Raw genomic sequence first — 14,652 nt, forward strand, 5'->3', positions numbered from 1 at the left:
TGCATGCTGCACCCCGACAGCCGTACAGCCGGCTGCCCGCAACCATTCTTTACGCCGCCATCGGCGGCGTTCATTTAGATCGAGAGGTGCAAATACTATGGCAACAATATCGGGCCGCGTCGTCTTCGACAGAGATCGAAGTGCCACGATCTCCTCGGGCGATTCCGGTCTTGCCAATATACCGGTGGTACTTCAAAATGTCGATACCGCCGCTCGGCTCACCGTTTTGACGGATGCGGCCGGCAACTATGCCTTTCTTAACGTGCCCAACGGCAGCTATCGGATTGTAGAATCCTATGGAACTCAAGGCGGAGTCCCGACGCCGGGAGATTTTTCCGCCGCGGAGCAGGGGAGCGTTCCCGAAGGCGTCAACCCGCCCGTCGGTGCGGCCGGCAATCCGCCGCCCGGCTCCACGAATTTGGATTCGGTCACCCCGAGCACCCTGCTGGTCACGGTGGCCGGTGCGGATCTGGTGAATCAGAATTTTTTCAATGGACCGGTCATCCATACCCCCATCCAGGTGATCCTGGATCCCTGTGCTGTTATTTCCGGCGATAACCTGATTCAGGCTGCGGACAACGGCACCTTCGGGTCCTTTCCCCAGGGCACACCGGCAAACACCGGCGCCCCGACCGAGCCCTATCCCGGCGTGACGCCGGATTTCACCTATGTTCTGCCCAATCCCGATGTCTATACGCCGGCTGGCGGAGAATACACGGTGCAAAATATCATGAACAACACCTTGAGCCAGGTGATCGGCGCATGGTGGCGTATCGCTGACCATACTAAGGGCAATGAAACCGGCCGGATGATGGTGGTCAACGGCTTCAATCCCGGAGCGGTTTTCTTCCGAGCCCAGGTGCCGGTGCGGCCCAACACAAACTATCTGCTCAGCGCATGGATTCTCAATCTCTTTAAGGTAACGGGCTACCCTAACCCGGAACTGGGAGTACGTATCCTGGATCAAAACGGCGGCGTGCTGTACAGTGCGACGCTGGGAATTCTAATCCCCGTCAACGTGAATGCACCGGAGTGGAAACAGATTGGCAGCGCCATCAATTCCCAAAACAATACCAGCCTCACCGTTGAATTTTTGAGCGAGGGCCCGGAAGTGATCGGCAACGATTACGCCATCGACGACGTGTCCTTTCAGGAGATCCAGGAGCCGATTTTCGTTCCTTTGAAAACCGTGGACAGATCCAGCGCCGACGTAGGGGAGACGGTCCGCTATACGGTGACGCTCACCAACACCTGCGAAAGCCCCCTGACAAACGTGTTTTTCCAGGATACCGTGCCCGATGGGCTGGCGTTTGTTCCCGGAAGCGCCGCCATTAACGGCGCACCGGCCGCGGCGGCCGACCCGGACATTGGCTTCCCCCTGCCGGATGTTCCCGGCGGCGGAAGTGTCACCATTGAATTCTCGGCTGCAGCAACAAAGGTGCCCACCCCCAATCCTACGCTCAACAGCGCATCCATCCGCTATGAGTACACGCCGGTGGAGGGCGGCATCCCGGGAGAATTCAATGTGGTCTCCAACTATGTGCCGGTGGTAATTGGCGAGTCGGCGGATCTGTCGGTGATAAAAACATCCGGCCCCAGCCCGGTGTATCCCGGTGAAATCCTGACCTATACCGTCACAATTTCCAATGCCGGGCCTTCGGCCGCTGAAAACGTGGTGCTGGCGGATAACGTCTCCGCCACTTTGACCGATGTGGAGTTTTCAGTAGACGGCGGCGCAGTCTGGAACCCCTGGTCAGGCCCCTATTCATTGGGCCGGCTCCAAAACGGGGAGAGCAGGACCATTCTCATCCGCGGCACGGTGAATCCCGCGGCAGGCGGGAGTATCGAGAACACCGCCACGGCGCTGTCCGCCACGCCCGACCCGGACCTTTCCAACAACTCGGACACGGTCGTGACGCCGGTCAATGAACTCGCCGATATTTCCGTGGTGAAGCTGGGCAGTCCCAATCCCGCCGTGCCCGGTGAGCAAATCACCTACACGGTGACGGTCTCCAATGGAGGACCTTCCGCCGCGGCGGACGTGGTCCTGACGGACGCCGTTCCGTTTGGCCTAACCGATGTGAAGTACTCCACCAACGGCGGTATCTCCTTTCAGCCGTGGACCGGCTCCCTGGCTTTGGGGGATTTTGCGCCCAATACCGCGGTCCAGGTGCTGATCCGGGGCCGGGTAAGCTCATCGGCGCTGGACCCCATCGTCAATACCGCCGTGGCGGAAAGCCCCACTCCCGATCCCGATCCCGCGAATAATACTTCCACCGATACCACCCCGGTGGCGGCAAGCGCTGATCTGGCCGTGATCAAATCTGGCAGTCCTTCCCCCGTGCCCGCCGGAGATGTGCTCACCTACACGGTGGTGGTATCCAACGGCGGGCCCAGCGACGCGCAGGATGTAATCTTGACCGATTCCGTGCCCCCGGAGCTCGCCGGCGTGGAATATTCGCTGGATAACGGTGCCACCTTCCAATCCTGGTCCGGCTCCGCCGCTTTGGGGGATTTGCCCGCCGGCAGTTCCCGCACCGTGCTGCTGCGCGGCACCACGGACGCCGGAGCGACCGGAATCATCACCAACACCGCTGTGGTGAACAGCGATACGCCCGACCCCGATCCGGACAACAACACCTTTACCGAAGTAACACCGGTGACCCCCACGGCGGATCTGTCCATTCTTAAGACTGCCGCGCCCGACCCGGTGCGGCCGGGAGAAGTTCTGACCTATACGCTGCGTGCAGCCAATGCCGGACCGGCCGACGCCCAGAATGTTGTGGTGCTGGACAATGTCCCGCCCGACCTGATCGGTCCTCAATACTCCGTGGATGGCGCCGCCTTCCAGCCCTGGACTGGTCCCCTCGCCCTGGGGACGCTGGCCGCCGGAAGTGCGCGCACGATCCTGCTTCGGGGGACCGTTGCCCTGCTGGCAGGCGGGACCATTGTCAACACCGCTGTGGTGAACAGCGATACGCCCGATCCCGATCCCAGCAACAACACCGATACGAGCACCACCGACGTGATGGCCGCCGCCTCGGCGGATATCGCCGTCACGAAAACCGCCCGGCCCGATTTGGCCGTTCCGGGCCAGCGGATGACCTACGCCGTCACGGTAACCAACCGGGGACCGGACGCCGCGGATAATGTGACGCTTTATGACGAGACGGCGCCCGAGCTCACCGGCGCGGAGTTTTCCGTGGACGGCGGCGTGAATTGGAACGTCTGGTCCAACCCGTATCTTGTGGGCCGGCTTGCCGCCGGCGGGAGCGCAGTCGTATTGATCCGAGGGACCGTGTCTGAAGCGGCCTGCGGCATAATCTCCAACACGGCGGTGACGGCGGCAGACGCGCCCGATCCCGATCCAAACAACAACACAGCTACCGTGGATATCCCCGTCGCGTCCGGCGGAGCGGACCTCTCCATTCAGAAAACCGCTTTCCCCAACCCGGCGGGCCGCTGCCAGTACGTCACCTTTACACTGACCGTATCCAACGCCGGACCGGCCGCGGCGGAGGAAGTTATCATCCGGGATATGCTGCCAAGGGAGCTGAGCGGAACGCTCTACTCGGCGGATAACGGTCAAACCTGGCAGGTCTGGACCGGAAGCTGCCGGGCAGGCATCCTTGAAGCGGGCGCTTCGCTCTCCATTCTGGTGGCCGGATTCGTCAGCGCGTACGCCAGGGACTGTATCTGCAATACGGCCGGCGTGTTCTCCCTCACCGCCGACCCCAACCTCGCCAACAACACAGCTTCCGCCGCCGTGCGCATAGCAGATATCTGCTGTCAGCCGCCGGGGAAAAGCGGATGCCGTGTCAGACAGCATTGGGAGAGCCTGTGAAGATTTTCAGCCGAATAAAAAACGCACCTCATTTTGAGGTGCGTTTTTTTAAAAAGACTTATTCCCACTCGATGCCATTGTAGGCCTTGAAGTTGTTGTAGCTCATCTGAACGGATTCAAGCTCATCATACTTCGTGAAATCCTGTTCCAGAGTGATGTACTTGGCGCCGCAGGCGTTGCCGGCGTCGATGTACTCCTGGATGGGCAGCACGCCGGTGCCGATCTCGGCAAACTGTTCGTGACCCAGGGAAGCGCCGGGGAAGTTCATGTATTCGTCCATATGGATCCGGCCGGCGGTGAAAAGGTTCAGATCCTCGGGATAATCCTTCGGGAAGTCCTTCTGATGGAGCATGATAACCCGCTTGCCATACTTCTTCATGAAGGCCACAGGATCGGCGCCGCCGCGGGCGGCCCAGAAGGTATCCAGCTCCATGACCACAAGCTCGGGATCGGTGTTTTCAAGGATGATATCCATGACGTACTGGCCGTCAAAGATCTGGAATTCATGGAAGTGGTTATGATAATGGAACACCATGCCGCGCTCACGGCACAGCTCGCCCACATGGTTGAACAGCTCGCAGCGCTTCTTCACGTCGTCCGCATCATGGTAATGATCGGCGGCGAGTCCGGGGCTCCAGCAGCCCACGGCGGCCTGATAATCGAGGAACTCCGTCAGGCGGGCCTCGTCCTTCATCACATCGGGACCCAGATGGCAGCCCACGATCTTCACACCCAGATCATCGATGAACTTCTTGCCCTCCTTGGGAGGCATCCCAAGACCAAAGTTCCAATCGGCATCCGAGCCAAACAGCATGCAGGTTTCCCAGTTTTTGAAACCCATTTCAGCGAGGGCACGGAGGGTTCCGGCGGAATCCTTGGCCATATGCTGACGAACCGAGTATGTTTGAATGGCAACTTTCATAAATAACCTCTCCTTTGCTGGTGTTAACCCCATTATACGACGGCGCAAATGAAAAGTAAAGACCTATAATGTAAATAAATCATGAAAGTGTAATGTAAATCAATTAAATCCCAGATCGCCTTCCGGGCGGTCCGGAGAGCCGCCGGAGCGGGAGCCCTGACGGCGATGAGACCCGTCCCGGCTGAAACCCGCCCGATGGGGTAGCTGTTCCTAAAAAAAAGCGCCGCAGATTTTGCGGCGCTTTGGATAGTTTATTTGCCCTGAATATACCGGTCGATGGCTTTTGCGGCATTCTTGCCGGCGCCCATGGCCAGGATCACCGTGGCCGCGCCGGTCACCGCGTCGCCGCCGGCGTACACTGCCTCCCGGGTGGTGAGCCCGGTGTCCTCCTCGGCAATGATGCATCCCCGTTTGTTGGTTTCCAGCCCCTCGGTGGTGTTGTGGATGAGGGGATTGGGGGAGGTGCCGATGGACATGATGACGGCGTCCACATCCATCACGAAGTCCGAGCCTTCGATGGTGACGGGACGGCGGCGGCCCGATTCATCGGGTTCGCCCAGCTCCATGCGGACACAGCGCATGCCCTTAACAAACTTGTGCTCGTCGCCCAGAATTTCCACGGGATTGGTCAGGGTGTCAAAGATGACGCCCTCCTCCTTGGCGTGTTCGATCTCCTCCCGGCGGGCGGGCATCTCGGCGTCGCTTCTGCGGTAGACGATATGGACCTCTTCGGCGCCGAGGCGCAGTGCGCACCGGGCCGCATCCATGGCCACATTGCCGCCGCCCACCACGGCAACCTTCCTGGCATGCACGATGGGGGTGGCGCTGTCCTCGGTATAGGCTTTCATGAGGTTGGTCCGGGTCAGGAACTCATTGGCGGAATACACGCCCTTGAGGTTCTCGCCGGGAATATTCATAAACCGGGGCAGGCCCGCGCCGGACCCGATGAAGATGGCTTCAAAGCCATCTTCAAACAGCTCGTCCACGGTGATGGTCTTGCCGATGACCACGTTGGTGTCCACCTTGACGCCCAGTTCCTTCAGGGTATCGATTTCCCGCTGGACAATGGCCTTGGGAAGGCGGAATTCGGGAATGCCGTACACCAGCACGCCGCCGGCCTTGTGCAGGGCTTCAAAGATGGTCACTTCGTAGCCGGCCTTTTGCAGATCGCCGGCACAGGTGAGGCCCGCAGGACCCGCGCCCACCACCGCGACCTTGTGTCCGTTGGAGGGCACCTTCGCCGGCGCTTCCTTTGCATTTTTCATATGCCAGTCAGCGGCAAAGCGTTCCAGGCGGCCGATGGCCACCGGTTCGCCCTTGATGCCCCTTACGCAGCGGCTTTCGCACTGGGTCTCCTGGGGGCACACCCTGCCGCACACAGCGGGCAGGGAGGACTGCTTTTGCAGAATCTGATAGGCGGCTTCGAAATCCCGTTCCTTGATCTTGCCGATGAAGGCGGGGATATCAATGGCGACGGGACAGCCGCCCACGCAGGGCTTATGCTTGCAGCCCAGGCACCGATTGGCCTCGTCCACCGCCTGCTCCTCGGTGTAGCCAAGGGCGACCTCGTCAAAGTTCTTGTTGCGCACGTCCGGTTTCTGCACGGGCATCTCGTTCTTCTTGGGAGACATATTGGCCATCAGTGCACCTCCTTTTGAAACAGGTTGCAGGTTTCTTCGTATTGATGGCGTTCAAAATCCTTGTACATGCTGGCGCGCTCCATGGCCTCGTCGAAATCCACCTCATGGCCGTCAAAGTCGGGGCCGTCCACGCAGGCAAACTTGGTTTTGCCGCCCACGGTCAGACGGCAGCCGCCGCACATGCCCGTGCCGTCGATCATGATGGGGTTCATGCTGACCATGGTCTTGATGCCGTACTTCTCGGTGAGCTTGCACACAAACTTCATCATGATCAGAGGACCGATGGCGATCACCTCGTCATAGGTTTCGCCGCTCTCGATGAGGGCTTGAAGGGCATTGGTTACAAGCCCCTTCTCGCCGTAGGAGCCGTCGTCGGTCATCATCACAAATTTGTCACTGACCGCCCTGAAGGAATCCTCCAGGATAACCAGCTCCCGGTTCCGGAAGCCCACGATGGTGTGGACCTCGCATCCCAGCTGGTGGAGCTTCTTGGCCACGGGATAGGCAATGGCGCAGCCCACGCCGCCGCCGATCACCGCCACCTTTTTGAGCCCCTCCACATGGGAAGGCGTTCCGAGGGGGCCCACGAAGTCCTGAAGATGGTCGCCCGCCTTCAGGTGGTTGAGCTTCTCCGTGGTGGCGCCCACGATCTGAAAGATGATGGTGATGGTGCCCTTCTCCCGATCGAAATCGGCGATGGTAAGGGGAATGCGCTCCCCGGCCTCATCCACCCGTAGGATGATGAACTGGCCGGGCTCGGCTTTGCGGGCGACCAGAGGCGCCGCAATCTCCATGAGCGTCACCGTGGGGTTCAGTTCCTGCTTTTTCAGTATCTCAAACATAGCCATTCCTCATTTGCACAAAATTACATCGTCATTTTCCCATGGCAGGGGGCTTTCTGTCAATAAAAAGGGCGGTGGAAGGTTTTGTTACCCCCCTCCGCCCCGGTTCATGCCGCCGTTCAGTCAGAAATCCACCTTTTTGCCGTCATAGATGCATCCAAACAGCTTCTCCATCTCCGCCGGCGTGATGCTGCGGGGGTTGGAGCCGGTGCAGGCATCGCCCACGGCGTTCTTGGCGATCTCAGCGATTTTCTCGTTGAACTCCTTCTCCTCAATGCCGAACATCCGAAGGGTCTTCGGGATATCCAGTTTGGCGTTGTATTCGTCGATCTTCTCGCAAAGCTTCTTCACCAGCTCGTCCTCGGTGCCCGTGAGACCGACAGCCGCGGCGATCTCGGCGTAGCGCTTCTTGGCCTCGGGATCCTTGGCGTTGTACTGGATCACGTAGGGCAGATAGATGGCGTTGGCGCAGCCATGGGGAATGTGGCCGGTGCTGAAAGCCGCGCCGGTCTTGTGGGCCATGGAGTGCACGATGCCGAGCAGCGCGTTGGAGAAGGCCATGCCGGCCAGGCACTGGGCGTAGTGCATCTGCTCCCTGGCTTCCTTGTCGCCCTTGTAGGAGGCCGGCAGGTACTCGAAAACCATGGTGATGGCTTTGAGGGCCAGCGGGTCGGTGAAGGGCGAATGGAGCGTGGACACATAGGCCTCGATGGCGTGGGTCAAAGCGTCCATACCGGTGTGGGCCGTGAGCTTGGCGGGCATGGTCTCGGCCAGCTCCGGGTCCACGATAGCCACATCGGGGGTGATGTTGAAGTCAGCCAGCGGATACTTGATCCCCTTCTGGTAGTCGGTGATCACCGAGAAGGCCGTGACCTCCGTGGCCGTGCCCGACGTGGAAGGGATGGCCAGGAATTTCGCCTTCTGGCGCAGCGTGGGGAACTTGAAGGGGGTGATCAGATCCTCGAATTTGGTCTCGGGATATTCGTAGAACGCCCACATGGCCTTGGCCGCGTCGATGGGGGAGCCGCCGCCGATGGACACGATCCAGTCGGGCTCGAATTCACGCATGGCCGCCGCGCCCTTCATCACCGTTTCCACCGAAGGATCGGGCTCCACGCCTTCAAAAAGGCGGGTCTCGATGCCAGCCTCATGTAAGTTGTCAACGACCTTATCCAAAAAGCCGAACCGCTTCATGGAGCCGCCGCCCACCACAATGATGGCTTTCTTGCCCTTGAGGTTCTTGAGCTCGTCCAGGGTGCCTTTTCCGTAGTAGATGTCTCTTGGCAGTGTAAAACGCATTTGAATGGCCTCCTTTTGATCCGCGGCTTAGCCGCTAAAACTGCTTGATTTGGGATTCCTCATTAGTGTTCCCTGTTCTTTTGATATTATTTTAACATTGTCTTTTTGGAGCGGGTAATATATTATGGATATGGACGGTATATACTTAGGAACATGAGGGGGAAAGTATGGATTTACAGCAGCTTCGATACGTGACGGAAGTGGAAAAGAACGGCTCCATCACCCGGGCGGCCAAGAACCTTTACATGGGTCAGCCCAACCTGTCCAAGGCCATCAAGGAGCTTGAAAAGGAGGTGGGGGTGACCATCTTCAAAAGGACGGCCCAAGGGGTGGAGCCCACGCCCATGGGCGCCCAGTTCCTGGGCTATGCAAAGACGATCCTTTCCCAGGTGGATGAGCTGGAATCCCTCTACAAGAAGGAGGAGAGCCAGGTCTTTGAGCTGCATATTTCCGTGCCCCGGGCGACATACATCTCGGTGGCCTTCACCGATTTTTTAAAGCAGGTCCCCGGGGATGCGCCCCTTTCCGTCCGGTTCAAGGAGACCTCCAGCATGGGCGCTGCCACCGATGTGGTGAACGGCGAATCCCAGCTGGCCATCATTCGCTTTCAGAACATCTATGAGGAATATTTCACAAACTTTTTAGACAACCTGCACCTGAATTCGGAGCTCCTATGGGAGTACGGCATGGTGCTGCTGATGAGCGAGGAGCACCCGCTGGCGGGGGAGACGGAGATTCCCTATCATCTTTTGGATGGCTACACGGAAATCGTTCACGGCGACTTCCAAGTGCCCTCCCTCACCTTTGCCCAGATCAACCGGGACGCCAGAATGAAGGGCAGCAAGCGGCGGATCTACATCTATGAGCGGGGCAGCCAATACAATCTGCTCCAGCGGGTGGAGGGCACCTACATGTGGGTATCGCCGCTGCCCGAGGAGATTCTGCTGGAAAACCGGCTGGTGCAGATCCCCTGCCCCAGCGCCACGGCGAACAAGGACCTTTTGGTGTACAAGGAGGACCACGCATTGAACCGGATCGAGAAGGGCTTTATCGAGACGGTGAAGAACGAAATCCGGACCTTGAAGGGAGAAGAAGATCAATGTTGAAGATTCGTTTTGCGGATGAGGCCGATGCGGGCCTTATTCTGCACTTCATCGAGGAACTGGCCCGCTATGAGCGGATGGAGAGCGAAGTGGTGGCCAGCGAAGCGCTGCTGCGGGAGTGGATCTTTGAGAAGGGGAAGGCGGAGGTTTTGATCGGCGAATGGGCGGGAGAGCCGGTGGGTTTTGCGCTGTTTTTCCACAACTTTTCCACCTTCCTGGGCCGGGCGGGCATCTATCTCGAGGATCTTTTTGTGGAGCCGGCCATGCGGGGCAGGGGCTTTGGCAAGGCCCTCTTGAAAAGACTGGCGGAGATTGCTATTGAACGGGGCTGCGGACGGCTGGAGTGGGCGTGCCTCGACTGGAACGCGCCCAGCATCGCCTTCTACCGTTCCCTCGGCGCCCGGCCCATGGAGGAGTGGACCACCTATCGCCTCACCGGCGAGACGCTGGAGAAACTGGCCCATGAGTGACGCCCTTCGTTTCACCGGCGGACGGTTCAGGGTGATGCAGATCGCCGACACCCAGGAGAACGTCCGCGTCTCAAGGGACACGGTGCGGCTCATCGACAGCGCCCTGGAGCGGGAGAGGCCGGACCTTGTGGTCTTTACCGGCGATCAGATCAAGGGCTACAATCCCTTCTTTCGGGGCAGGCGCCGGAAGGAGAAGATTTCCCGCACCCTGAACGAGATCCTGCGGCCCCTTGTGGAAAGGGAGATTCCCTTTGCCGTCACCTTCGGCAACCATGACCGGCAGGTGGGTTTGTCGGGTGCGGAGCAGATGCTTCTCTACGAGGCTTTTCCCGGCTGTCTCGCAAGGGCGGGGGAGGTGCTGGAGCCGGGCACCCAGGCGCTGCCCGTGCTGGGGCGGGACGGCGAGCCGGCTCTTTTGATCTATCTTATTGATTCCGGCGGCGGGATGAAGGGCGGCGGCTACGAAGCGGTGCCGCAAAAGACGCTGGACTGGTACCGGGAGGTGCGGGACCGGTACCAGCTGCCCGGTCTGGTGTTCCAGCATATCCCGATTCCCGAATACTACCATCTGCTCCAAAGAGTAAAACGAAAAAAGTCCGGCGCCGTGGAGGCGTACCGGACCCATAGGCATGAGTTCTACCGCCTGGACCCGGCCAAGGTCCGTCCGGGCGGATTCATGGGGGAGGCGCCCTCGGTGCCCGATGTGAACAGTGGGGAAGGGGCGGCGCTCACAGAGAAGGGAGAGATTTTGGGCCTCTACTGCGGACACGATCACAAGAACAGCTTCGTGGGCAGCTGGAAGGGCATGGATCTTGGCTATGCCCAAAGCGCCGGATTCAACGAATACGGACCGGGGGTGGAGCGGGCCGTGCGCCTGTTCGAGATCCGGGAGACCGGCGGCTATGAGACCTGGACGACGAGCTACCAAGAGGTGGTGGGAAGGCGTCCTTCCCGGCCGCTCAAGGATTTCGTGCTCACAAACATGCCCGCCACGAGGGAGGCGGGCTGCCGGTTCATCGCAAGATCCGCTCTGGCCTTTTTGGCCGTGCTGGCCGCTGCGGGGGTTATTTGGCTGGTTTAGTTCCCGGGTTCACCGCTTGGCGGGTCCGCCGTCTCGTACAGGAAGATCTCGCCCTCCTTGCATTCCATGATGATGGCGGGGGAGGTGGTCACCCGGCCGAAGACGTCGGTGATGCGGTACTGATAGAGGTAGTCGCCGTCCACCAGCTCCGATTCCTCCATCACCACATCGCCCTGGACGGTGAAGGCGCCCATGGCGTAAAGCTCATCTTCGCCGGTTTCCCAGTTGGTCAAGCTGAACAGCAGCTCCACCCGGTCGCCGTCCTTGAGGGGCGTGACTTCCCGGGAGCTCATTCCGCCGGAGGACAGGCCGTCCCATGCGCCATAGATCTCATAATGACCATTCTCCCCGTTTTCGTCCCAGACGTAGGCGGCCCGGAGGTTGGTCTTTTTTCCGTTCAGCTTGATGGGAATGGAATAAAGATTGGTGTTCTCGTCCCCGGAGATCAGGGTGGGCGCGCAGTAAAGACCGTTCAATGTGGGCCATACCCCCCTGAAATTGTCCAGGAACAGGCCGCTCGTCCAGTTGGCGTCAATGTCGTTGTCCATGCCGAGAAGCACATAGCGGCCGCTCCTGTAATCCATATAATAGAGGGAAAATTCCACGGCTTCCACCGCGTCGAGGTCGCTGTTGATATGCAGGGCATAGTAGCCGTCCGGTGTGATGTAGCTCTCCGAAGCGACGGCGTAATCCACGGCTTGCACACAGGGCTGCTCATTGGGCAGGGCAAGCTCCTCCGAAGGGCTCCAGCCGGTGACGGCCTGGATGTAGCGAAGGTAATGGCTGCTGGTGGCGGCCTTGGCGTAGGCATCGCATAAAGCCGTGCTGGAGGCCAGCGGATAGAATACGGAAAGGCCGCTGGAGCCCTGGCGGCTCTCCCCGGTAATCTGATAAACCACCGCCTGCTCCAAAGCCGCCGTGACGCCGGCGGCCGTGTCCGGCAGCACGGCTTCGGTCTGCCGGGCGAGATCGCCCAGATCCACCATGTTGGTGAACCCCTCCTCCTCGGTGTTGCCGCCGAAATGTTCCGCCTGGCGGGCGCCCTGGGCAAAGGCCTGCAGAGCGGAGATATCCACGGCGGAGGCGCTCATCTCCTTGGCCATGGCGTCAAAAGCGGCGGTGAGGGCGGGCACGCTGGAAAGGTCGATGAGGGACAGGGTGGCCATGGCGCCGCTTTTTGCGTCGAGGCACTTGGCATAATAGCTGTCGCAGATCACCTTGCCAAGATCGACGGGCGTGCATTCAGGATTGGCGCCAAGATAGGCAAGAAACGCGCCGTAGTCCCAGCCGCCGCCGGGCTCATACTCCTCGGAGGCCGCCATGTATCCGCCGTGGGGCGCGAGGGCGGCGGCCGTCTCCAGGGATGCCATAAGGCAGCAGTCAAAGCCGATGAGATCGAACTTTGTGCCCGAAGCGGCGAAGGCCTGGGAAAGCTCCGGCAGGGTCAGGCTGTCGCCGTCGAACAGTTCGTCAAAGGCGGCCCCGGCCACACTGCCGCCGCCGTGATTCCAGATGAGGGCCATGGTGCGCTCCGCGGGGTAGCGCTCCGTGCCGTAGGCGAGGAAATCGCCCAGGGTGTCCGCCTCGCCCATGTTCAGCAAAGGGCCCTCGTCCACCAAAGTCCAATCATGATCCTCCAAAAGGAAGCGCTGGGATCTCTCGCTTTTAAAGCCCTCGGTGTGCCAGTCCGACGCGCCGCCGGCCTGCACCAGCACGTTGATGCCGTCCGGCTTGTCCACCGCCGCCAGCTCCGCCAGGTTCTGGGACGCCTTTGCGCCCTGGGATTCGAGGTCGGACCCGCACAGATAGATGAGCACCGTCCAGCTTCCGCTCTCGGGAGGGGTGCCCGCGGCGCTTGCCGGGGTTTTGGGCTGGCAGCCGGCCGCAAAAAGGACCAGGATCACCAGTGCGAGAACCATTTTACGCTTCATAGACGAACTCCTTAAACAGCAATGCCGCCCGTTGAGGCGGCACTGTCGTGAAAATCATGCTCAGAGGGACTGCTGCACGCCGATAAAATACAAAATGGGCAACACCAGACCGATGAGGGTGGAGATGCCAAAGCTGCCGTCCGCGATTGCGAAGATAAGATTGACGGCACAGATGGCCAGAATGATGATGGCAAGGATCCGGCAGGTCTCGATCTTCTTGCCGATGACGCCCATGATGCCGGCAGTAAGCTCGAGCACGCCACCGGCGCAGCTGATAAGCGTGGCGAGGATCACCAGCAAACCGGCGCCGCCCATGCCCGACGACAGAAGCACCGCTCCGCCAAAGAGCAGCACCAAAGCCGCGATGCATACATAGGCGCCAAAGATGATGAACAGGATGCTGGTCACCTTCAGCAAAGTTGAAGCCCTGGACATATACATACCTCCCCGTTTTTCTCTATTGCAGCCCTCGCTGCTATCTTCAGCATACCATAAAGGGGCTTGATTCCGGAAGGGGGATTTTAGATTTTTTTATCGTCCTGCATGGAGGCCTTGACTTTCCCCCTGCAGGAAAGGGTAGCATGGTGATGAGAGGAGGTTTTACATGTATCGCATCGGAGAATTTTCCAAAATGACGAGGACCACGGTGAAAACCCTGCGCTATTACGACGAGGCGGGACTGCTGCGCCCGGCCCGTGTGGATGGGGCCACCGGCTACCGCTACTATGACGCCGGCCAGCTGGCAGCCCTGAGCCGCATCCTGTCCCTGCGTCAGGCGGGGCTGTCGGTGGAGGAGGTGAAGGCCGTCCTGGACGGAGAGGATCTGGGCGGGATTCTCCGCTTCCGCAGAGGGGAGCTGGAAGCGGAGGCGGAGCGGATTGCCGCCAGGCTTTCCCGCATCGCCAGCCTTATGGACCATGAAAAGGAGGAAACCATGTATCAAGCCATCATCAAGAATCTGCCCGAGTGCACGGTGTACAGCAAGGAGGGCACGGTGAAAAGCTTCGCGGATTACGGCTGCTTCGTGCTGCAGTCGGCTGAGGAATGCCGCGCCGCCAACCCCAAAATCCGCTGCACCCAGCCGGATTACTGTTTTGTACGCTATTTGGATGAATACCGGGAACGGGATATTCGCATCGAGTACTGCCAGGCGGTGGAGAAGGCGGGGGTGGAGACAAGGACCATCAAGTTTAAGACCCTTCAAAGCACGCCGGCGGTCTGCGCTGTTCATCGGGGCGCCTACGACGGGCTCAGGGATGCCTACGCCTTTCTCCACCGGTGGATGGAGGAAAACGGCTATGAGCCCTCGGAAAGTCCGCGGGAGTTCTATATCGACGGCGTCTGGAACAGGGATCGACGGGAGGACTGGCTGACGGAGATCCAAATACCCATTGCCCGCGCCTAGATTTGGCCGCCCTTCGGGGCGGTCTTTAAATTTTCTGGAAAAATATTTTTGCGCTGAAAGGAGGAAAAGGGGATTCGATTAGGGTATATAAAAAATAGTGCCTAAAAATATATTA

General features: G+C 59.7%; 11 protein-coding genes. 5 read left to right on the forward strand and 6 right to left on the reverse strand.

Going from position 1 to position 14,652, the window contains the following annotated elements:
- Positions 1 to 97 precede the first annotated feature (97 nt).
- Positions 98 to 3,844: a DUF11 domain-containing protein gene (locus H8696_RS00310; RefSeq protein WP_249314178.1), complete on the forward strand. Its 3,747-nt coding sequence runs from the start codon at positions 98 to 100 to the stop codon at positions 3,842 to 3,844.
- Positions 3,845 to 3,902: 58 nt separating this feature from the next.
- On the opposite strand, the gene H8696_RS00315 is transcribed toward H8696_RS00310, so the two are convergent.
- The 4 genes from H8696_RS00315 to H8696_RS00330 form a co-directional block, all read right to left on the reverse strand.
- A complete protein-coding gene (locus H8696_RS00315) occupies positions 3,903 to 4,766 on the reverse strand; it encodes a sugar phosphate isomerase/epimerase family protein (RefSeq protein ID WP_249314179.1) in 864 nt (287 codons plus the stop codon).
- A 251-nt stretch (positions 4,767 to 5,017) separates the two neighbouring features.
- A complete protein-coding gene (gene gltA, locus H8696_RS00320; RefSeq protein WP_249314180.1) occupies positions 5,018 to 6,406 on the reverse strand; it encodes an NADPH-dependent glutamate synthase in 1,389 nt (462 codons plus the stop codon).
- On the reverse strand, positions 6,406 to 7,248 hold the full coding sequence (locus tag H8696_RS00325) for a sulfide/dihydroorotate dehydrogenase-like FAD/NAD-binding protein (RefSeq protein ID WP_249314181.1): 843 nt from the start codon (positions 7,246 to 7,248) through the stop codon (positions 6,406 to 6,408). The genes gltA and H8696_RS00325 overlap by 1 nt, the downstream gene beginning before the upstream one ends.
- 123 nt (positions 7,249 to 7,371) lie before the next feature.
- Positions 7,372 to 8,547 (reverse strand): iron-containing alcohol dehydrogenase, encoded by a 1,176-nt coding sequence (locus tag H8696_RS00330; RefSeq protein WP_249314182.1) that lies wholly within the window; start codon positions 8,545 to 8,547, stop codon positions 7,372 to 7,374.
- A gap of 167 nt (positions 8,548 to 8,714) precedes the next feature.
- Between H8696_RS00330 and H8696_RS00335 the strand changes: the two genes are divergently transcribed.
- The 3 genes from H8696_RS00335 to H8696_RS00345 are packed head-to-tail and all read left to right on the forward strand — an operon-like array spanning position 8,715 to position 11,201.
- Positions 8,715 to 9,653 (forward strand): LysR family transcriptional regulator, encoded by a 939-nt coding sequence (locus H8696_RS00335; protein WP_249314184.1) that lies wholly within the window; start codon positions 8,715 to 8,717, stop codon positions 9,651 to 9,653.
- Positions 9,647 to 10,120, forward strand: coding sequence for a GNAT family N-acetyltransferase (locus H8696_RS00340; protein WP_249314185.1), 474 nt, complete (start codon positions 9,647 to 9,649; stop codon positions 10,118 to 10,120). Before H8696_RS00335 ends, H8696_RS00340 begins: the two co-directional genes overlap by 7 nt.
- Entirely contained in the window at positions 10,113 to 11,201 is a 1,089-nt protein-coding gene (locus H8696_RS00345) for a metallophosphoesterase family protein (RefSeq protein ID WP_249314186.1), read from the forward strand. Before H8696_RS00340 ends, H8696_RS00345 begins: the two co-directional genes overlap by 8 nt.
- Here H8696_RS00345 and H8696_RS00350 read toward each other — a convergent pair.
- Positions 11,198 to 13,132: a clostripain-related cysteine peptidase gene (locus H8696_RS00350; RefSeq protein WP_249314187.1), complete on the reverse strand. Its 1,935-nt coding sequence runs from the start codon at positions 13,130 to 13,132 to the stop codon at positions 11,198 to 11,200. The two genes, H8696_RS00345 and H8696_RS00350, sit on opposite strands and share 4 nt — an antisense overlap.
- A gap of 60 nt (positions 13,133 to 13,192) precedes the next feature.
- On the reverse strand, positions 13,193 to 13,567 hold the full coding sequence (locus H8696_RS00355; RefSeq protein WP_249314188.1) for a hypothetical protein: 375 nt from the start codon (positions 13,565 to 13,567) through the stop codon (positions 13,193 to 13,195).
- Positions 13,568 to 13,736: 169 nt separating this feature from the next.
- Between H8696_RS00355 and H8696_RS00360 the strand changes: the two genes are divergently transcribed.
- A complete protein-coding gene (locus H8696_RS00360) occupies positions 13,737 to 14,537 on the forward strand; it encodes a MerR family transcriptional regulator (protein WP_249314189.1) in 801 nt (266 codons plus the stop codon).
- The last annotated feature ends 115 nt before the right edge of the window (positions 14,538 to 14,652 follow it).

Source organism: Gehongia tenuis (assembly GCF_014384795.1).
In the GTDB taxonomy this organism is placed as follows: Bacteria; Bacillota; Clostridia; order Christensenellales; family NSJ-53; genus Gehongia; species Gehongia tenuis.

Bases quoted from the DNA above. Each gene is read 5' to 3' on its own strand.
- H8696_RS00325 (WP_249314181.1), bottom strand. From the start codon at position 7,248: ATGTTTGAGATACTGAAAAAGCAGGAACTGAACCCCACGGTGACGCTC.
- H8696_RS00335 (WP_249314184.1), top strand. From the start codon at position 8,715: ATGGATTTACAGCAGCTTCGATACGTGACGGAAGTGGAAAAGAACGGC.
- H8696_RS00315 (WP_249314179.1), bottom strand. From the start codon at position 4,766: ATGAAAGTTGCCATTCAAACATACTCGGTTCGTCAGCATATGGCCAAG.
- H8696_RS00345 (WP_249314186.1), top strand. From the start codon at position 10,113: ATGAGTGACGCCCTTCGTTTCACCGGCGGACGGTTCAGGGTGATGCAG.
- H8696_RS00350 (WP_249314187.1), bottom strand. From the start codon at position 13,132: ATGAAGCGTAAAATGGTTCTCGCACTGGTGATCCTGGTCCTTTTTGCG.
- H8696_RS00310 (WP_249314178.1), top strand. From the start codon at position 98: ATGGCAACAATATCGGGCCGCGTCGTCTTCGACAGAGATCGAAGTGCC.
- H8696_RS00360 (WP_249314189.1), top strand. From the start codon at position 13,737: ATGTATCGCATCGGAGAATTTTCCAAAATGACGAGGACCACGGTGAAA.
- H8696_RS00330 (WP_249314182.1), bottom strand. From the start codon at position 8,547: ATGCGTTTTACACTGCCAAGAGACATCTACTACGGAAAAGGCACCCTG.
- gltA (WP_249314180.1), bottom strand. From the start codon at position 6,406: ATGGCCAATATGTCTCCCAAGAAGAACGAGATGCCCGTGCAGAAACCG.
- H8696_RS00355 (WP_249314188.1), bottom strand. From the start codon at position 13,567: ATGTCCAGGGCTTCAACTTTGCTGAAGGTGACCAGCATCCTGTTCATC.
- H8696_RS00340 (WP_249314185.1), top strand. From the start codon at position 9,647: ATGTTGAAGATTCGTTTTGCGGATGAGGCCGATGCGGGCCTTATTCTG.